The 18,104-nt window shown below is 70.8% G+C and carries 22 protein-coding genes and 2 rRNA genes; 13 read left to right on the forward strand and 11 right to left on the reverse strand.

The window, feature by feature from the left end:
* Together CHF16_RS18515 and rrf are read left to right on the forward strand one after the other, a co-directional pair.
* Positions 1-104: ribosomal RNA gene (locus CHF16_RS18515) — 23S ribosomal RNA — on the forward strand; the annotation flags it as partial.
* 154 nt (positions 105-258) lie between these two features.
* A 5S ribosomal RNA gene (gene rrf / locus CHF16_RS18520) occupies positions 259-375 on the forward strand.
* Between the two features lie 41 nt (positions 376-416).
* Here rrf and CHF16_RS18525 read toward each other — a convergent pair.
* From CHF16_RS18525 to CHF16_RS18540, 4 genes are all read right to left on the reverse strand, one after another.
* Positions 417-731, reverse strand: a complete 315-nt coding sequence (locus tag CHF16_RS18525) for a YciI family protein (protein ID WP_179271582.1) — start codon at positions 729-731, stop codon at positions 417-419.
* Between the two features lie 59 nt (positions 732-790).
* Positions 791-1,399 (reverse strand): TetR/AcrR family transcriptional regulator, encoded by a 609-nt coding sequence (locus tag CHF16_RS18530; RefSeq protein ID WP_089327325.1) that lies wholly within the window; start codon positions 1,397-1,399, stop codon positions 791-793.
* Positions 1,400-1,475: 76 nt separating this feature from the next.
* Positions 1,476-1,796, reverse strand: a complete 321-nt coding sequence (locus CHF16_RS18535; protein ID WP_089327326.1) for a hypothetical protein — start codon at positions 1,794-1,796, stop codon at positions 1,476-1,478.
* Complete coding sequence (locus CHF16_RS18540) at positions 1,793-2,158, reverse strand: hypothetical protein (RefSeq protein ID WP_089327327.1); 366 nt, start codon at positions 2,156-2,158, stop codon at positions 1,793-1,795. The genes CHF16_RS18535 and CHF16_RS18540 overlap by 4 nt, the downstream gene beginning before the upstream one ends.
* A gap of 189 nt (positions 2,159-2,347) precedes the next feature.
* Here CHF16_RS18540 and CHF16_RS18545 point away from each other — a divergent pair, with 189 nt between their 5' ends.
* A complete protein-coding gene (locus tag CHF16_RS18545; protein WP_179271583.1) occupies positions 2,348-3,151 on the forward strand; it encodes a helix-turn-helix domain-containing protein in 804 nt (267 codons plus the stop codon).
* Positions 3,148-3,354, forward strand: coding sequence for a DUF397 domain-containing protein (locus CHF16_RS18550; protein ID WP_089327329.1), 207 nt, complete (start codon positions 3,148-3,150; stop codon positions 3,352-3,354). Before CHF16_RS18545 ends, CHF16_RS18550 begins: the two co-directional genes overlap by 4 nt.
* 3 nt (positions 3,355-3,357) lie before the next feature.
* On the opposite strand, the gene CHF16_RS40910 is transcribed toward CHF16_RS18550, so the two are convergent.
* Positions 3,358-3,606, reverse strand: coding sequence for a hypothetical protein (locus CHF16_RS40910; RefSeq protein WP_218826725.1), 249 nt, complete (start codon positions 3,604-3,606; stop codon positions 3,358-3,360).
* Positions 3,607-3,766: 160 nt separating this feature from the next.
* On the opposite strand from CHF16_RS40910, the gene CHF16_RS18560 reads away from it, so the two are divergent.
* From CHF16_RS18560 to CHF16_RS18575, 4 genes are read left to right on the forward strand one after another with little or no spacing between them, the layout of a single operon-like run.
* Positions 3,767-5,479, forward strand: a complete 1,713-nt coding sequence (locus CHF16_RS18560; protein ID WP_089327330.1) for an acyclic terpene utilization AtuA family protein — start codon at positions 3,767-3,769, stop codon at positions 5,477-5,479.
* Positions 5,476-7,068 carry an acyl-CoA carboxylase subunit beta gene (locus CHF16_RS18565; protein ID WP_179271584.1) on the forward strand — a complete coding sequence of 531 codons (1,593 nt, stop codon included), beginning with the start codon at positions 5,476-5,478 and terminating at the stop codon, positions 7,066-7,068. The genes CHF16_RS18560 and CHF16_RS18565 overlap by 4 nt, the downstream gene beginning before the upstream one ends.
* Positions 7,069-7,076: 8 nt before the next feature.
* A complete protein-coding gene (locus CHF16_RS18570) occupies positions 7,077-9,095 on the forward strand; it encodes an acetyl/propionyl/methylcrotonyl-CoA carboxylase subunit alpha (protein WP_089327331.1) in 2,019 nt (672 codons plus the stop codon).
* Positions 9,092-10,246, forward strand: a complete 1,155-nt coding sequence (locus tag CHF16_RS18575) for an acyl-CoA dehydrogenase family protein (protein WP_089327332.1) — start codon at positions 9,092-9,094, stop codon at positions 10,244-10,246. Before CHF16_RS18570 ends, CHF16_RS18575 begins: the two co-directional genes overlap by 4 nt.
* Positions 10,247-10,351: 105 nt before the next feature.
* Here the strand turns inward: CHF16_RS18575 and CHF16_RS18580 are convergent, their stop codons facing one another.
* Positions 10,352-12,040 carry a tyrosine-type recombinase/integrase gene (locus tag CHF16_RS18580; RefSeq protein ID WP_089327333.1) on the reverse strand — a complete coding sequence of 563 codons (1,689 nt, stop codon included), beginning with the start codon at positions 12,038-12,040 and terminating at the stop codon, positions 10,352-10,354.
* A 309-nt stretch (positions 12,041-12,349) separates the two neighbouring features.
* On the opposite strand from CHF16_RS18580, the gene CHF16_RS18585 reads away from it, so the two are divergent.
* Together CHF16_RS18585 and CHF16_RS18590 are read left to right on the forward strand one after the other, a co-directional pair.
* A complete protein-coding gene (locus tag CHF16_RS18585) occupies positions 12,350-13,216 on the forward strand; it encodes a hypothetical protein (RefSeq protein WP_143228036.1) in 867 nt (288 codons plus the stop codon).
* A complete protein-coding gene (locus tag CHF16_RS18590; protein WP_143228037.1) occupies positions 13,213-13,881 on the forward strand; it encodes a hypothetical protein in 669 nt (222 codons plus the stop codon). The genes CHF16_RS18585 and CHF16_RS18590 overlap by 4 nt, the downstream gene beginning before the upstream one ends.
* Positions 13,882-13,942: 61 nt before the next feature.
* Here CHF16_RS18590 and CHF16_RS18595 read toward each other — a convergent pair whose 3' ends face one another.
* The 5 genes from CHF16_RS18595 to CHF16_RS39530 form a co-directional block, all read right to left on the reverse strand.
* The gene (locus CHF16_RS18595) at positions 13,943-14,191 is read right to left on the reverse strand and encodes a hypothetical protein (protein ID WP_089327336.1); all 249 of its coding nucleotides are present in this window, start codon (positions 14,189-14,191) and stop codon (positions 13,943-13,945) included.
* 521 nt (positions 14,192-14,712) lie between these two features.
* On the reverse strand, positions 14,713-14,922 hold the full coding sequence (locus CHF16_RS18600; protein ID WP_089327337.1) for a hypothetical protein: 210 nt from the start codon (positions 14,920-14,922) through the stop codon (positions 14,713-14,715).
* 1 nt (position 14,923) lies between these two features.
* Positions 14,924-15,421 (reverse strand): RNA polymerase sigma factor, encoded by a 498-nt coding sequence (locus tag CHF16_RS18605; protein ID WP_179271585.1) that lies wholly within the window; start codon positions 15,419-15,421, stop codon positions 14,924-14,926.
* Positions 15,422-15,423: 2 nt separating this feature from the next.
* Positions 15,424-15,600: a hypothetical protein gene (locus CHF16_RS40330; protein ID WP_179271586.1), complete on the reverse strand. Its 177-nt coding sequence runs from the start codon at positions 15,598-15,600 to the stop codon at positions 15,424-15,426.
* 131 nt (positions 15,601-15,731) lie between these two features.
* Positions 15,732-16,007, reverse strand: coding sequence for a hypothetical protein (locus CHF16_RS39530; RefSeq protein ID WP_143228038.1), 276 nt, complete (start codon positions 16,005-16,007; stop codon positions 15,732-15,734).
* 114 nt (positions 16,008-16,121) lie between these two features.
* Here CHF16_RS39530 and CHF16_RS18615 point away from each other — a divergent pair, with 114 nt between their 5' ends.
* From CHF16_RS18615 to CHF16_RS18625, 3 genes are all read left to right on the forward strand, one after another.
* On the forward strand, positions 16,122-16,310 hold the full coding sequence (locus tag CHF16_RS18615; RefSeq protein ID WP_143228039.1) for a hypothetical protein: 189 nt from the start codon (positions 16,122-16,124) through the stop codon (positions 16,308-16,310).
* Between the two features lie 49 nt (positions 16,311-16,359).
* Positions 16,360-17,280: a dihydrofolate reductase family protein gene (locus CHF16_RS40915; RefSeq protein ID WP_218826726.1), complete on the forward strand. Its 921-nt coding sequence runs from the start codon at positions 16,360-16,362 to the stop codon at positions 17,278-17,280.
* 100 nt (positions 17,281-17,380) lie between these two features.
* Positions 17,381-18,073, forward strand: coding sequence for a hypothetical protein (locus CHF16_RS18625; protein WP_089327341.1), 693 nt, complete (start codon positions 17,381-17,383; stop codon positions 18,071-18,073).
* Positions 18,074-18,104: the final 31 nt, after the last annotated feature.

Below are 18,104 nucleotides of genomic sequence, written 5' to 3' on the forward strand. Positions count from 1 at the left end.
GTGGGTGTAAGGCCCCCGGTAGACGACCGGGTTGATAGGCCGGAGATGGAAGCGCGGTAACGTGTGGAGTCGACCGGTACTAATAGGCCGAGTGGCTTGAACACACTGAACGTTCAAAGTGAGTCGCTGTTGTGGGTTTGTTCGCGTCCCTGTGTGGTTCTCAGGAAACAATCCGGGAACCGCAGTCATAAAAATACATACCGAGTTGAGTCGCTCGGACGTTGATTTGCCCGCCCGTGAGGGTGGTGCGTTGAGGCGTTCGGTGGTTTTGGCGAAGGGGAAACACCCGGTCCCATTCCGCACCCGGAAGTTAAGCCCTTCAGCGCCGATGGTACTGCATGGGAGACTGTGTGGGAGAGTAGGACGCCGCCGGACTTATATTGCAGGAAGGCCCCGCCGTCACGGCGGGGCCTTTCTCATTTCGGAGCGACGACCTGCCCGCCGGTGAGGGTGGTGAGCGCCGGGTGCACGCGTCCGGGCGCGACGGTGGTGATGGTGTAGCGCGCGACCCCGGCCCGGACGAACGGATCCTCCTCGGCGATCTTCTCCGCCTCCTGCCGGTCGACGCCGGCGGCGATGATGAGACCGCCCTCCGACGTGGGGACGCTCTGGCCGGACAGGAGGAACGTGCCCGCGCCATGGTGCTGTTCGAGGAACGCGACGTGCGCGGCGATATGCGGTCCGGCGGCCTCTTCCGAGCCCGTGTATTCCAGGCGCAGCAGATGCAGCATTGCGTACCTTCCGATGTTCTTTCGACGTCCCGGCAAGTCTGCCGGGCGGCGCGGCGGAATCAGCGGCCGAGGGCCTGGTCCAGGGTGGCCGCCCACTGGTGCAGCAGGCGGTTGCGGCGGGCCGAGTCGTCCGTGAGCAGGTCGGCCAGGCCCAAGCCGCGGACCAGGTCGAGGGTCGCCTGGACGGTCTCGCGGACGCCGGGGACGCTCTCGTCCACGCCGAGGGCCTCGACGGTGAGGCGGTGCGCTTCCCGCCCCACGCGGGTTTCGAGGGGGAGGACCTGTGCTCGGAGCTGCTCATCGGAACTGGCCGCGACCCAGAGTTGAAGTGCGGCGCGGAAGAGCGGGCTCGTGTACATCTCGCCGAGCACGGCGACGATGTCGCTGGTGGACGGGCGGTGGCCGGCGAGCCCGTCCAGCCGTTCGCGCATCTGCGCCATCCGCACCTCGGATCCGTACTCGACCGCCGCCGTCACCAGTTCCTCCCGCGTGCGGAAGTGATGCTGGGCGGCGCCCCGGGACACTCCCGCGCGCTCGGCGACCACGGCCACGGTCGTCCCCGCCCAGCCGACGGAGGCCAGGCAGTCGACGGCGGCCTCCAGGAGGCGCTGCCTGGTCGCGCGGCTGCGGTCCTGCTGGGGTTCGCGGGGGAGTGCCTGAGCGGTCATGGGTTCCTTGGTCCGGTGGCCTTCCAGTCAACCAACGATCCCGGCAAGAAACAATCATGCGCGATTGATTTATCTCTCATCCGTGGCGCCACACGACCGCGCGGGTTCGCGCGTCCACCCACGCTTCGGCGACCGTGCGGAGACGGACGTAGCGGATGCGCCCCAGCGGTTCGAGCGCGACCTGCTGAACCGTCCCCCAGGCGCCGGGTTCCTGCGCCACAAGGGTCTGGTGCACATGCCGCATCGCCGTGTCGCGGTCGCCGGTCACTCCGGACCATCCGCGGTCGCCGGCGCGGACGTCCCACGTGAACATGGTGCGCGCTCTCGAACGGTGGTCCGTGACCCAGCTCGGCCCGCCGACGTTCGATGAGTCGTCCCCGCGCTCCAGTACCGTCATCGCTTCACCTGCCTCACGGCCGCCGCGATGAGGCGCGCTGCGGCGTCCAGGTCGTTGGCCGGCCGGATCTGCACGCCGGTGCGCACGTTGTAGAACCACCACCGCCCGTTGCGGTAGCGGCAGCCGACCGAGATCGCCCGCCCGGGGACGCCGTGCGGGATCACATGGAGGACGGGATAGCCGTCGACCGTGGTGAAGGCCGTCATCAGCCCCGCGGCCGGAGGGAACCTCTCGGCGAGGCGGACCAGGAAGGTGATCCGCTCGCGCTGCGGGATCGCCGTTCCCGGCCGTCGGGCGATCTCCGGCTCGGAAGGAGGCGGCGGCAGGACGCGGCCTCCGGGGCGGCGCTCGTGTGCTCCCATCCCGTCACGCCTCCTGGGCGCGGTGGCGGACGAATTGCTCGGCACGTTTCATGATCGGCTCGTTTCGTCGTGGCGGAATTGCCGTACGGGCCACAATCTTCGGCCGATCCGATTACTGTCGGCTATGGAATGGTCTCCACAAGTGACTGGACTGCCGCACAACCCCCCGTGCGGTTGAGGAGGATTCTCATGTCGACCCCGCCCCCCTCAGAATCGGTTCGAGCATTCTTCGCTTTCCACCTCAAGCGCATGCGAGAAGAAAAAGGCTGGTCGCAACCGGCTCTCGGGGCAAAAGTGCACATCTCCGGCAGTCTGGTCAGCGGCATCGAACTCTGCACTCGCCGTCCGACCTTCAAGGTCTGCCAGAAACTGGACGAGGTCTTCGGCCTGCCCCAGTTCTTCGAAGCCCTCTACCCGCGCGTCATCGAGGAGACCGGCCTCCCGGCCGGATTCCCCGAGTTCATCGAGGCCGAGGCAGAGGCGTGCATGAGCAAGATCTACGAGGACTTCGTGATCACCGGCCTCTTCCAGACCGAGGACTATGCGCGGGCCGTCCTGCGCGAAGGCCTGCAGCCGGAGATGCTCGAACGCCGCATCGCCGCGCGCATGAAACGGCAAGAGATCCTGGTGCGCGCGGAGCCGCCCGTCATCACCGCCCTCCTCGACGTATCGGTACTCCGCCGGTCGTTCGGCGGCCCCGCGGTCATGCGCGCTCAACTCGAGCACCTGCTGAAGTTGTCCGAGTTGCCTCACATCCACATCCATGTGGTCCCCGAGGACGCTGAACTCTGTCCCGAGGGGGCATTCACGATCCTGTCCGCGCAGGGAGAGCCCGACGCGGGCTATGCCGAGATGGCGTGCGGGCGTGGCCGCCTCATCGACGATGACGGATATGTCGCCGAACTTCGCGTATTGTTCGAACTGATCAGGTCCAAAGCGCTGAACGCCGAGGACTCGCGGGCCGCGATCCGCAAGGCGATGGAGGAACTGTGAAGACGACCGACTTCTCGTCAGCCATCTGGCGCAAGAGCAGTCACAGCGGCGGAAACAGCGGGATGTGCGTCGAGGTCGCGAAGGGGGGCGCCGTCATCGGTGTCCGTGACAGCAAGGACCCCGGGGCGGGGCACCTCGCCATGGACCGGGCCGCTTTCGCCGGGCTGGTCGCCCGGGCCAAGGCGGGTGCCCTCGATCTCTGACCGTCAGCCGGTCGGCTGAACGGTCAGCCGGTGGGCTCGGCGCCGTGTTGCCGCCGCCGAGAGGTCCTGGCCGTCGGCCCACATCTGGAGACGGTCCTCGTAGGCCCGCTGGATCAGCGGGTCAGGTAGGGCAGCGCCGCCCGGACGCCCGTTGTCGACGATCACGTCGAGCCGGTCGAAGTGCTCCCCGGCCCGCTTCACGCCCTCGAAGACGGCGGCCCTGTCGGTCACGTCCATCTCGAGCGGGAGCACCGCGTCGCCGTGGGCGGCGACCAGGTCCTCCAGGGTCGCGGTGTTCTTCTTCCTTCCTCGTCTTCGTGACAGGCAGGGCCGTGCCCTGCGTCACATGCCGTAGCGGCGGAAACAATCATGCGTGATTGATTTTTTGGGGGCGGGGTGGCAGGGTTCTCGCATGAGCCAACCCCTGCGGGTCGGGAACGCCTCGGGCTTCTACGGCGACCGCTTCGCCGCGGTGCGGGAGATGCTGGAGGGCGGGCCGCTGGACGTCCTCACCGGCGACTACCTCGCCGAGCTGACCATGCTGATCCTGGGCCGCGGCAGGATGAAGGACCCGGACGCCGGGTACGCCGCCACGTTCCTGCGCCAGATGGAGGAGTCGCTCGGGCTGGCGGTGGAGCGGGGCACCGCGATCGTCGCGAACGCCGGCGGGCTCAATCCGCGCGGGCTCGCGGGCCGGCTGCGGGAGCTGGCCGCGCGGCTCGGGATCGAGGTGCGCGTCGCCCATGTCGAGGGCGACGACCTGCTGGCGCGGGCCGGGGAACTCGGCTTCGCGGACTCCCGCCACGGCGCGCCGCTCACCGCCAACGCCTACCTGGGCGCCTGGGGGATCGCCGAGTGCCTGAAGCGCGGCGCCGATGTGGTGGTGACGGGCCGCGTCACCGACGCCTCGCTGGTGGTGGGCCCCGCCGCCGCGCACTTCGGGTGGGCGCGGGACGACTGGGACGCCCTGGCCGGCGCGACCGTCGCCGGGCACGTCCTGGAGTGCGGCGCTCAGGCCACGGGCGGGAACTACGCCTTCTTCGAAGAGATCTACAACGTAAAGGCGCCGGGCTTCCCGATCGCGGAGATCCACGCCGACGGCTCCAGCGTCATCACCAAGCACGACGGGACCGGCGGCGCCGTGACCACCGAGACCGTCACGGCACAGCTCCTCTACGAGATCGGCGGGCCGTCCTACGCCGGGCCCGACGTGACGACCCGCTTCGACACCGTCGAGCTGGCCCAGGACGGGCCCGACCGCGTGCGGATCAGCGGTGTCAAGGGCACCCCGCCGCCGCCCGCCACCAAGGTGTGCCTGAACCACCTCGGCGGCCACCGCAACGAGATGACGTTCGTGCTCACCGGCCTCGGCATCGAGGCCAAGGCGGAATCGGTCAAGGCGCGGATGGCGGACGCGTTCGGCGGTGCCCCGCCGTCCCGGGTGGAGTGGACGCTCCTCGGCGCCGTCCGGCCCGACCCCGCGACGCAGGGGGAGGCGACCGCGCTGCTGCGCTGCGCCGTCCTCGACCCCGACCCGGACAAGGTCGGCCGTGCGTTCAGCAACGCGGCGGTGGAGCTGGCCCTCGCCGGCTACCCGGGCTTCACGATGACCTCCCCACCGGGCAAGGGGAGCCCGTACGGGGTGTACTCGCCCGCGTACGTCCCCAACGAGGCGGTCGACCACGTCGCCGTCACCGCGGACGGCGTCCGCGTGCCGATCGCCCCGGCACCGGCCACGGCACCGCTGCCGGTCACTGAGGCCGCGTCGCCCGAGCCCCCGGCGGTGCGGGGACCGGTCGCCCGGGTACCCCTCGGAAGGGTCGCCGGAGCTCGCAGCGGGGACAAGGGCGGGGATGCCAACATCGGCGTCTGGGCCCGGACCGGCGCCCAATGGGGCTGGCTCGAACCCTTCCTCACCGTGGAGAGGTTCAAGGAGCTCCTGCCCGAGACGCAAGAGCACACCGTCCACCGGCACGTCCTGCCCAACCTCCGCGCGGTCAACTTCGTGGTCGAGGGGCTGCTGCAGGAGGGCGTATCGGCCTCGACCCGGTTCGACCCGCAGGGCAAGGCCCTCGGGGAGTGGCTGCGGTCCCGCCTCGTCGACATCCCGGAGGCCCTCCTTTGACCCTGAAGAGCACGCTGGACGCGCGGAGCCCCGAGTACCGGGAGCGCCGCGCCGCCATGCTGGACAAGATCGCGGCGCTGGACGCCGAGCACGCCAAGGCCCTCGAAGGCGGCGGCGAGAAGTACGTCGCGCGGCACCGCAAGCGCGGGAAGCTGCTCGCACGGGAACGCATCGAGCTGCTCCTCGACCCCGACTCGCCGTTCCTGGAGCTGAGCCCGCTCGCCGCGTGGGGGAGCGACTTCCCCGTCGGCGCGAGCGTCGTCACCGGCATCGGGGTCGTCGAGGGCGTCGAGTGCGTGATCGTGGCGAACGACCCGACCGTGCGGGGCGGGTCCAGCAACCCCTGGACGGTGAAGAAGAGCTTCCGGGCGTCCGACATCGCGCTGGAGAACCGGCTCCCGCTCATCAACCTCGTCGAGTCGGGCGGCGCGGACCTGCCGACGCAGAAGGAGATCTTCATCCCCGGCGGGCGGATGTTCCGGGACCTGACCCGGCTGTCGGCCGCCGGAATCCCGACGATCGCGCTGGTCTTCGGGAACTCCACCGCGGGCGGCGCGTACATCCCCGGCATGTGCGACTACGTCGTCATGGTGAAGGAGCGCGCGAAGGTGTTCCTCGGCGGGCCGCCGCTGGTGAAGATGGCGACCGGCGAGGAGGCCGATGACGAGGAGCTCGGCGGCGCGGAGATGCACGCCCGCACGTCCGGCCTCGCCGACTACATGGCCGCCGACGAGGCCGACGCGCTGCGCCTCGGCCGGCAGATCGTCGGGAACCTCAACCACCGCAGGCTCGGCCCGGCGCCCGGCCCGGTGGAGGAGCCGCTGTACGACCCGGAGGAACTCGCCGGGATCGTCCCCGAAGACCTGAAGGTCCCGTTCGACCCGCGCGAGGTCATCGCCCGGATCGCGGACGGCTCGCGGTTCGAGGAGTTCAAGCCGCTCTACGGGACGAGCCTCGTCACCGGCTGGACGCGCGTGCACGGCTACCAGGTCGGGGTGCTGGCCAACGCGCAGGGCGTCCTGTTCGGCGCGGAGGCGCAGAAGGCGGCCCAGTTCATCCAGCTCGCCAACCAGAGCGACACGCCGCTGCTGTTCCTGCACAACACCACCGGCTACATGGTCGGCAAGGAGTACGAGCAGGCCGGCATCATCAAGCACGGCGCCCTGATGATCAACGCGGTGGCGAACAGCACCGTGCCGCACATCTCGATCGTGATGGGCGCCTCGTACGGGGCGGGCAACTACGGCATGTGCGGCCGGGCGTACGACCCCCGGTTCCTGTTCACCTGGCCGAGCGCGAAGTCAGCGGTGATGGGGCCGCAGCAACTCGCCGGGGTCCTGTCGATCGTGGCGCGGCAGGCCGCCGAGGCGCGCGGGCAGGTCTACGACGAGGACCAGGACCGCGCCATGCGGGAGATGGTCGAGGCGCAGATCGAGGCGGAGTCGCTGCCGTTCTTCCTGTCGGGGCGGCTCTACGACGACGGCGTGATCGACCCCCGCGACACCCGCACCGTCCTCGGCCTGTGCCTGTCCGCCGTCCACAACGCGCCCGTGCGCGGAGCCGACGGCTTCGGCGTCTTCCGGATGTGAGCGAATCGATGATCAACACAGTGCTGGTCGCCAACCGCGGCGAGATCGCCCGCCGTGTCCTGCGCGCCTGCCGGGGCCTCGGCATCGGGACGGTCGCGGTGTTCTCCGACCCCGACGCGGACGCGCCGCACGTCCGCGAGGCCGACACCGCGGGGCGGCTGCCCGGCGCGACCCCGGCCGAGACGTACCTGTCGGCGGAGCGGCTCCTCGCGGTCGCGGCGGGCGCGGGAGCCGACGCCGTCCATCCGGGCTACGGGTTCCTGTCGGAGAACGCCGCGTTCGCGCGGGCCGTGCTGGACGCGGGCCTGACCTGGATCGGCCCGCCGCCGGACGCGATCGCCGCGATGGGCTCGAAGATCGAGGCGAAGAAGCTGATGGCCGCCGCGGGCGTCCCGGTGCTGCCGGAGCTGGACCCGGCCGGGGCCTCCGCCGCCGACCTCCCGCTGCTGGTGAAGGCGTCCGCGGGCGGCGGCGGCCGCGGCATGCGGATCGTGCGGGAGCCGGGCGAGCTGGAGGACGCCGTGGCGGCGGCGCGCCGCGAGGCGGAGTCGGCGTTCGGCGACCCGGCCGTGTTCTGCGAGCCGCTGCTGGAGGGCGCGCGGCACATCGAGGTGCAGATCCTCGCCGACGCCCACGGCACCGTCTGGACGCTCGGCGAGCGCGAATGCTCGATCCAGCGCCGCCACCAGAAGATCGTCGAGGAGGCGCCGTCGCCGGCCGTCGGCCCGGACCTGCGCGCCGCGCTGTGCGCGGCGGCGGCCGACGCGGCCCGCGCCATCGGCTACACCGGCGCCGGGACGGTCGAGTTCATGCTCGCCCGCGACGGCCGCTTCTACTTCCTGGAGGTCAACACCCGCCTCCAGGTCGAACACCCGGTCACCGAGTGCGTGTACGGGGTGGACCTCGTCCGGCTCCAGATCGAGGTCGCCGAGGGCGCCCGCCTGCCCGAGGCGCCGCCGGAGCCGCGCGGCCACGCCATCGAGGTCCGCCTGTACGCGGAGGACCCCGCGCGCGACTGGCGCCCCGCGAGTGGCACCCTGCGCACCTTCGAGGTGCCGGACGCCGACACCGAGTTCGCCGTCCCGGCGGCCTGCGGGCTGCGGCTCGACAGCGGTGTGGAGAGCGGCGCGGAGGTCGGCGTCCATTACGACCCGATGCTCGCCAAGCTGATCGCGTGGGCCCCGACCAGGTCCGCCGCCGCCCGGCGGCTCGCCGCGGGCCTGCGCGGCGCCCGCGTCCACGGCCTCACCACCAACCGGGACCTGCTCGTCCGGATCCTGGAGGAGCCGGGCTTCCTGGCCGGCGACACCGACACCGGCTATCTCGACCGCACCGGTCTCGCCGCCCTGGCGGCGCCGCTGGCCGACGAGGCGGCGGTGCGGGCGTCCGCGCTGGCCGCCGCCCTCGCGCTCGCCGCCGCGAACCGGGCGGCGGCGCCGGTGCTCGGCGGGCTCCCGTCCGGGTGGCGCAACGTGCGGTCGCAGCCGCAGCGCCGCGTCTTCGAGGGCCCGTACGGGACGGTCGAGGCCGACTACCTGCTGCACCGGGACGGCCTCACCTCCGAGCTGTGCCCCGGCGCCGCCCTGGTCGCCGCCGCGCCGGACCGGGTCGTGCTCGACCTCGACGGCCTCCGCGAGACCTTCGCCGTCGCCGCGGCCGGGGACGCGGTGCACGTCGACTCCCGCCTCGGCCCGGTGGCGCTCACCGCCGTCCCCCGGTTCGCCGACCCGAGCGCCCGGGTCGCCCCCGGCTCCCTGCTCGCCCCCATGCCGGGGACCGTCGTCCGCGTGGAGACCGAGGCGGGCGCCGAGGTCGCCGAGGGGCAGGTCCTCGTCGTCCTGGAGGCCATGAAGATGGAGCACCGCATCACCGCCCCGTCCGCCGGGACGGTCGCGGAACTGAACGTCGCCGCCGGACGGCAGGTCGAGTCCGGCGCCGTCCTCGCCGTCATCGAGACCGCCGCCACCGAGACCGCCGCCACCGAGACCAGCGCCACCGAGACCGCCGCCGGAGGGAACCCCGCATGAGCTTCGTCGAGACCGAGGAGCGGCGGGCGCTGCGCGCGGCCGTCGCCGAGCTGGGCGCGAAGTACGGCGCGTCCTACTACGTGGAGAAGGCCAGGTCCGGGCAGAAGACCGACGAGCTGTGGGACGAGGCCGGGCGGCTCGGCTACCTCGGCGTGAACGTGCCCGAGGAGTACGGCGGCGGAGGCGGCGGCATCGGCGACCTCGCCGCCGTCTGCGAGGAGCTGGCCGCCGCCGGGTGCCCGCTGCTGCTGATGGTCGTGTCCCCGGCGATCTGCGCCACGATCATCGCGCGGTCCGGGACCGCGGAGCAGCGCGCGCACTGGCTGCCGCGCTTCGCCGACGGGTCGGTGAAGATGGCGTTCGCGATCACCGAGCCCGACGCCGGCTCCAACTCCCACCGCATCACCACCACGGCCCGCCGGGACGGCGACGGCTGGGTGCTGAGGGGGCAGAAGACGTTCATCTCCGGCGTGGACGAGGCCGACGCCGTCCTGTTCGTCGCCCGCACCGAGGACCAGAAGGGCAATCTGCGGCCCTCGCTGTTCATCGTCCCGACCGGCACCGCGGGCTTCACGTACACGCCCATCGACATGGAGATCGTGTCGCCGGAGAAGCAGTTCGTCTGCCACCTCGACGACGTCCGGCTGCCCTACGACGCGCTCGTCGGCGACGAGGACGGCGGGCTGCTCCAGCTGTTCGCCGGCCTCAACCCCGAGCGGATCATGGCGGCCGCGATGGGCGCCGGCATCGGCCGGCTCGCGCTCGGCAAGGCCACCGCCTACGCCGTGCAGCGGCAGGTCTTCAAGACCCCCATCGGCGCCCACCAGGGCCTCGCGCACCCGCTCGCCGCGGCGAAGATCGAGCTGGAGTTGGCCCGGCTGATGGGGCAGAAGGCCGCCTGGCTGTACGACGCGGGCGACGACGAGGGCGCGGGCGAGGCCGCGAACATGGCCAAGTACGCCACCGCCGAGGCCGCGATCCACTGCGTCGATCAGGCGATCCAGACGCACGGCGGCAACGGCCTCACCACCGAGTACGGCGTCGGGATGCTCGCGGGCGTCGTCCGCCTCATGCGCATCGCCCCCGTCAGCCGGGAGATGATCCTCAACTTCGTCGCCCAGCACACCCTGGGCCTGCCCAAGTCCTACTGAGGCGCACCCCCTGGACCTGCTCAAACCCGGCCGGGCCTCGAAGTTCACCGGCCCGGCCGGGCTGAGCAGAAATGGTGTTTGGGAGACGATCGGGAGATGATCTTCCTACTGTCGGGTGAGCAGGTCGTTCAGCAGCGGCACCGGGGACATCGGGCATAGCGCCGCGCGCTGCTTTAGCGCCGTCTCCCAGCGCGTCTGCAGCGCCGTGACGAGCCGTTCGCGCATCGTCTCCGACACGTGGGAGTAGGTGCCGCCGATGCCGGGCATCGCGTGCCCCATGCGGTCGTGCTTGAGGACGGTGGGGATCCGGTCCTCGTCCATCCAGACTTTCTGGCTGTGCCGCATCCCGTGGGGGGTGATGCTTCGTTTGATCGGCAGCCACACTGCCAGTTCGCGGTCGCGTACATGCCCGGCCTCGACCGCCGCGTTCATCCGCTGCTGGTGGGCTGTGATCTGACGGCCACTCGTGGCACGGCATGGCTTACACGGCCCCGCCCCGCAGGTCGGTACCGGGCACCGCATCGCCAGTGCGTCGGTGAACGGTTCGTCCCATGCGGGCAGCCCGAATCCACGAGGAGGCTGCCACTCGCCCGGTCCCGCATACGGCCACGCCGGGTGCAGCGGTCTGCCCGGCCAGCCTGCCGCCATGTCCACCAGCACTGGGCCGGGGGGCTGTCTGCGGGTGCTGCCGAGCGGGTAGACGCCGTTCACCGCTGGTTGCCAGATGCGGGTGCTGTACCTGTTATGCCGGGGATGCCCGCCCCTGCTCGTGCTGAACAGGAACCGTCCGGTGCAGCTCTCAGTGGAGCAGCGGCAGGGCTCCTGCGGGACACGTTCGATGTGGGCGGCCAGCAGATCCTGCAAGAACGGCGGCAGGTCCAGTGCCCCGAACCACGCCGGGTCGTCGTTGCGGAACGACAGGTACTTGGGCGCGGCAACGGTCATCCGCCCACGCAGTTCCGACAGCTGGCGGTTGATGCACAGCTTGCCGGGCCGGACGTCGTTGACGGTCAGGCCGATCAGCTCGCCCCACCGTAGCCCGCACCACGCGCCTGTCACCCACATCACCAGGTCGTCGTCGCGGCCGGACAGCAGCGCGGCCCGCTCGGCGATCAGCAGCGCCTCCAGCGGGGTCGCCCACTCCCGCGGTCTGGCGACGATGCTCTTGGCGTGGCGGCGCGTGGTCATCCGGCCTCGGCCGCGACGGCGGGCGGCGGCATTGACATCGACAAGACCTGCCTCTTTGGCGTCCCCCAGAATCGTTGATAGCACCGAGCGGGCGTTTTGGACCGTTGAGCGCGCATACCGGCCGCGCAGCTCGTTCTCCCACGCCGCGATCTCCTGGGGGTCGTTCAGCGTGTTGACCGGCCGTTCCCCGAAGGCGAGGAGAATCATGTTGTTCAGGAAGCCTTCGTACCGGGCGATGCTGCGCGGCTCCAGGTCTTGGGCCGGCCACCAGTTGTCGCGGATCCAGTCGCCCAGCAGCACCTCGCCGGCGTTGGGGTCGCGGCCCCCGTTGGCGCTGATGCGCAGGCCGTCCAGTAGGCGCAGCCATTCGTCGTAGGTGATGCCGTCCACGGGCGGGGGCGTCCGCCCGGCGGTCAGCTTCCGCCATTCCGCGATCTGCTCGCGGATCTTGGCTTCCTTGCTGTCGGCGGCCTGCTCGGCGTCGAGGCGCCGGGTGAAGGGGACGCCGTCGGGGGCTTCGGAGACGGTGCCCCATAGAGGGCGGACTCCTGGGGGGTTCTTGTACCTGCCGCGCCAGTAGCGGCCGCGTTTTTCTGCGTAGGCCATCGGGGGTGCCGGGCCCGGACACCGATCGGTGTCCTGGCCCGGTTCTCCTTTCGCTGTCAGGCCCCTTGTTTCCTGGGGCCCTTCCCCTTTTTTGTTCAGCGCAGGCAGATCCTCAGCCGAAGCAGCGGGTCGAGCCGCACTTTCAGGAGGCATTTCTTGCCGGGGGGCGTGGGCTTGGAAGTGGGGGGCTCCTGTGTTTTAGGTGGTTCGGGTTTGTCGGGCTTAGGTGGTTCGGGCCGTCCCGGCTGTGCGCCCGAACCAGGTCCCGCACCAGGTCCCGCGCCAGGGTCGGTGCCAGGTCCCGCCCCGGTGCCGGGTGGTGCCTGGCTCGGCGGGTTGGGCTTCCCCACCGGTGCCGGGCCGGGCGTGCCGGGGCTGCCCGAGGCGGGCGGCGTGGGCGCCGCCGACCCCTCCGGCTCGGTCGGCGCGAACGGCGTCGCCCCGCCTTGCTGGCTCGGCTGGCTGGGCTGGCTGGGCTGGTTGTTCGGGGCGCCGGGGGAGGCGGCCAGGGTGGGGGTGCTGCGCGGTGACTGCTCCTGCGGTGCCGTGGTTGGCACGTTCCCGCCTGCGGCTCGTGGCTCCGCCGGCGGAGTCAACGCCCGGCACATCACCTACGACACCGGCGGCGCCGTCGCCGCGGTGGAGGACACCGGCCTGGACGGGTTCACCCCCTACACCCCGGCAGGTGAGGTCAGCATCTGCTCGCCCGAGCCGGCGCCGTACACCACGCAGGTGTGCCGCTGCGACGACACCGACGGCGACGGGATCGGCGACGCCGACTACGTCGAGGTCGTGGAGATCGACGCCGACGGGGCCATGACCACGGTCGGCACCTACAACGCCGACATGTCCGCCCCGTACGAGCCGGTGAACCCGGTGGAATGCCCGGTGCAGGGCGCCCCACCCGTGCACGGGGTCCGCGCCGGCCGGGTCGAGCTCGCCGATGGCAGCAGTTGGAACGCGGCCGGGGTGCCGCTGCTGCAGTCGGTCACCGCGGCCGCGCACGGAGGCACCGGAACGATCACCACCGCCGACGGCACCACCACCCTGTTCCAGGGCGAATCGGTCACCTGGTCGGTGGTCCGCGACGACGACGCGATGCTGACCGGCCCGCTGACGATCGCGGCCCAGACGGGAACCGTGACCATCTCGTACACGCAAGGAGTACTGCTGTGAGTGGATGCTGCGGGGGGTCGGGCCCGGTCATCGTGAACGGCCCCCAGGAGCCGCGCGTCGACGTGCAGACGGTGCTGCTGTGCGACGTCCTCCCGGACGGCACCGTCGCCGGCACCGCCCTGGTGGAGCCGATATACGACACCAACACCGGGGCCCGTGTCCGCACCCGCACCGTCGATCCGGTGACCGGCGTCGCCTACACCCCGGCCGGTGCCCTGCAGCCGTGCCAGACCGGCGGCTGCACCCCCGCCACGACCACGCAGGTGTTGTGCGACACCGCGGCGGACGGCACCACCACGCCGTTCGTCAGGGACTACCGCCGCGACCGCAACGGCGCGCTCATCGGGTTTACTGACCACACCCTCGGCGGTGCCCCATGCGCCCCCGCCGGCGAGGTCGGCGTGTGCGTCCCGGAGGAGGCGCCGTGCGGGGACACCGAGATCACCCAGCTGTGCGACCTGGTGTACTCGCCGCAGGCGCCGATCCCGCTGCCGCCGGACTCGTTCACGCTCACCGGCGCCGTCCGGGAGATGGGCGGCATGCTGGTGTTCTCCGGCGGTAACCAGCCCGTTGACGGGGCCGCCGAGCGGCCGGTGACCGGGCTCCTTCCGGGTACGAGCTGCGGTACGAGTCCGGGTGTTCTCCAGAGTCCGCATGTCTCATGAGACGCATGCGCCCCTGCGCTGCTGCAGTTTGGCGCCAGAGTGACGGGCTCTTGCATGCGCGTCAGTCCTCGCTGGCTCTGTCGTGGGTGCTGCTGGACTCCGAGCCGGCGAGGAACAGGGAGCTGGCCATCGAGAAGAGCGCGATGGTGATGCCGAAGACCGCGACGCTGATGGGTGCGGCGGCCATGACGGTGGCGCCCAGATTCATGCTGGTCAGGTAGCCGGCGAAGATCACAGCTGTCGCGCTGAACGTTGCTGCCGCGAACGCCGCAATGGTAGCGATTGCAAAGAACATGATCTTGATGAGCACATCTACCCCTGTGGCCGACTGACTGCTTCTGCACTAAATGACTAGAGGTAACACCGCATTCTCGGGTCTGCTGGGGTGCGAGTTTCTTGTGTGTCTGGAGTTTCGCATGTCCCACGAACATGCGAAACGGCCCCCTGTCCGGGACCTGGTTGATACCAGGCGGGCAGGGGGCCGTCCACCGCTGGCCGCGGCGTCCGCTACATCGCGGAGGCCGCAGCAGGTCCTAGCCTCCCCGAGTGCCAGGAACTGCGTTCCAGTGAGCGCCACCGCCCAAAGGAACTAATGTGGCCAGGATGCCCGACCACCGTCGTCACCGGGACATGCAGCAGGAGCGCTAGCTTTAGGACCACGCTCCGACTCCATCCCGAGGACGGTAGGTCGCTCTCCAAAATCATTCTCACCTCAATTCTCTTCCTTTCGTCGACGTTCAGGTGGGTGTGACGCGTTGGCTCGTCGGTCAGCTGCAGGCTCTTGAAGGTTGGGCTAGCCCTCGGTCGCGACAGCGTGTCGTGTTGTGCTGGTCATGGGTTGTCCGAGTAGTCAGGACCCCCGGCCGGGGCCGGCCGCTGGGTGCGGCCGGCCCGGGAGGTGTTCTGCTCGATCTCGCTGTTGGGGGAGTCGGTGAGCCCAAGGACCGTTAGGGTCCTGGCGAGCGCGCCTTCTTCGTCCAGCAGCGTGATCTCGTTCGTGAAGGACTCGGCATCCCTTAGAAGACGCTTTTCGACGTCCACGTCAGTCCTCCTGGTCCTCGAACTGTGCTCGGAGCGTTGCAAGTGCCCTGTCGTGCAACCGGTAGGACGCATCCCGGGAAAGGCCGAGCTGGCGGCCGGCCTCCAGGGTCGTCATCCGGAAGTAGTAGCGGAGGATGAGCATGGCGCGTTCATCTTCCGCGAGATCGACGAGCAGTTTCCGGAGCGCGGTGTCGGAGTTTGTGAACGCCGTGTCGTGCTCCGGTCCGAGCTGAGTTTCCGATTGCGAGATCCGGGAATAGCTCTTCATCTGGCTGAGGAAGACATTCCGGACGATGGTGAAGACATATCCCCGGGAGGTGATGATCAGGTCGCGCTGCCGCTTCTTTGGCCACGCGCGCATGATCTTCAGGCACGCCTCCTGGGTGATCTCTTCTGCCAGCCGGGGGTCTTTGGAAAAGAAGAACGCCAGGCGCAGCAGTGCGCTGTGGTTCTCCTCGATCCAGGACTTCAGGTCAGGCGTGCCGTCGGCCCGGTGCATACTCATTCCAGGCTCCCGGCGGGGTCGGGGTCGCCCTGGGGCAACGCGGTGGAGAAGCCATCATGGCTGGGCCGGTCGGTCTGCCCGTAGAAGGCTTCGGGGTCGTGTCCTGGCCTCTCCTCATGCGAGGTGCCCGACCAGGACGGCGGTTCGCCAGAGCGCTGCTCGTCTGAGAACACCTGGCGCTCCCTTCGGATGTCATTGCCCTCGCCCTTCGCGAGGGCGACGGCCAACGACGGGCCGACTGGCCCTCGTCATCAAGTACGACTTCCGGTGGAGCACGATTCTCGCGGTGCAACCACAAGATTCTTTAGGATGGGCCGGTGATCACGTCGCCGCGGCGTTCCTCGCGGCGGGTGGTCAGGTCAGCCAAGCCGCCGCGGCTGTTCAGATGCTCGCGCAGCGCTTGGTTGTCGTGGTGGAGGGCGGCGATCACGGTGGCGGCGGGCACCTCCCTGACGTGGGCGGTCGACCGCGGCGGCCCGGCCGCCGAAACGCTCCAGGACGAGTTCGTCGTGACCGGGGCCGACGGGCCGACTTCCTGGTCACCTCCACCCGCGCCGCCTGAGCACGCGCTGATGAGCACCACAGGCGCCTACCGGGCGGCCGGGCCCCGGCAGGTCACGCGACCGGCGTCACCAACGGCGCCGGAAACGCGGTTTTCGCGTGGCCGGCGGGGGCGTTCACTGGCCAGCCTGTGGTGACGGTCGCGGTGCAGGCCGGGGCCGGGTTCCGGGCGGCGACGGTCACCGCGAACTCCGCGACCGGCACGACGGTGAACGTGCAGGCAGCCGCCGGGGTGACGCTGCTGGGGATCGGTGTGCTCGCGGCCGCGGCCCCGGCGCCGAACATGACGGTCGACATCACCGCCACCGCCGCCGCTGGTTAGCTGCGGGCCCTGCGCCCTTTTCGGGGTGGGTGTCGGCGACAATCAGGGCATGACCACCACCGCCCCCGCCGACCCTGTCGCCTTGGCCGCGCCGGATGCTGCGACCGGGACCGAGCTGGCCGCGATGCGGCAGGCGATCGCGATCTCGGCGTTCGGGCTGGGCCGCACCAGCCCCGCCCCGCCCGCCGGCTGCGTCATCCTCGACCAGGGCGGCCGGATCGTCGGGCAGGGCTACCGGCTGCGGGCCGGTGACCCGGGCGCGGAGGCCAACGCCCTGGCCGCCGCCGCCGCGAAAGCCGCGCACGGCACCGCCGTGATCACGCTCGAACCGGACCAGGACGGGGCGCAGGAACTGCTGGACGCGGGAATCAGCCGGGTCGTGACCTCCCTGCCCCGGCCCCGCGGCAGTGCCGTGCAGGCCCTGGCGGACGCGGGTGCGCAGGTCGTGGCCAGGGTGCTGGAGGCCGAGGCGCTGACCGTGCTCGGCGGCTGGTTCATGGGCCTGCACACCTCCCGCCCGACCGTGACGTGGGCGTATCTGGCGTCCAGGCACCAGCCCCGGCCGCTGCCGCGTGACCTGACCGAGGCGGAGATGCTGCGGGCGCGCGCGGACGTGGTGCTGCGGCCGTCCGGGCAGCCCGCCGAGGCCGTTCCCGGCGCGCACGGCCCCGGCGTGCTCCGGCTCCCGGCCGTGCTCCCAGCCGGTGACCCCGCCGGCGCGTTGGCGCAGCTGCACGCCGGCGGGGTCCGGAACCTGTTCCTCGGCGGCCACCCGACCCTGGCCGTCCCGTTCGTGGAGGCGGGCCTGGTGGACCGGGTGGTGGCGTATCTGGCGCCGCTGGCGGCGTCGGAGAAGGGGGAGGCGCTGGCGTGGCCGGTCCCCGCAGGGTTCCGGGTGACGGGTGTGCGGCGTGAGCGGCAGATGGTCCGCGTGCAGGCCGCCCGCGCCCCGCAGGCGACACGCAGCTAGCCAGCCCCGGCGGAAATCGAACAGATACGCTAAGAGGCGTAGGTCGTACAAGTCGTTGCTGGTGATGGGCCGGACGGACCTCTCCCCATGAGGACCAGCAATGACGACGTGCTGGAACAGCGTCCGCGGCAGGCGCATGCGCGTGACCCGGCTGGACGCCTGCGGCATCCCGATCCCAGGTGACTGCTCCCAGGTCGTGACCGACGGGTTCATCAGCGTGGAGTTCTCGCCCGAGATCGCCGAGGGCGAGGAGATCGAGGTCCGCAAGGCCGACGGCACCCTCTGCATCAGCGACCAGGGGTGCCCGGAGCTGAAGTGGATCAACATCGAGGCCCAGTTCTGCGCAGTGGACCCCGACCTCTTCAGCCTGATGACGGGGTACGAGACGGTGCTGGACTACGCCGGCGAGGCGGTCGGTAACCGCATCTCCTCCGAAGTGCAGTGCGACGAGGGGTTCGCGCTGGAGCTGTGGTCGGACGTGCCCGGCCAGGCGTGCGGCGAGACCGGCGCCAAGCCCTGGGGGTACTTCCTGCTCCCGTGGCTCGTGTCGGGGATCATCGGTGACTTCACCATCGAGAACGACGGGACGACGTTCACGTTCACCGCCCGCACCAAGGTCGGTTCCGGGTGGGGCGTCGGCCCCTACGACGTCGACCCGGTCGACGCCGCGAACACCCCCGGCCCGCTCCTGACCCCAATCGGCCCGACCGACCACCTCGATCTCCACTTGACGACCGTGGCTCCGCCGGAGGCGGTGTGCGGCTGCCAGCCGCTCACCGTCGACGAGTCCTGAGCAGCACCGTCAGTTCTCCGTGCCCGCCTCA

Origin of the sequence: Actinomadura meyerae (genome assembly GCF_900188445.1) — a bacterium.
Lineage (GTDB): Bacteria > Actinomycetota > Actinomycetes > Streptosporangiales > Streptosporangiaceae > Spirillospora > Spirillospora meyerae.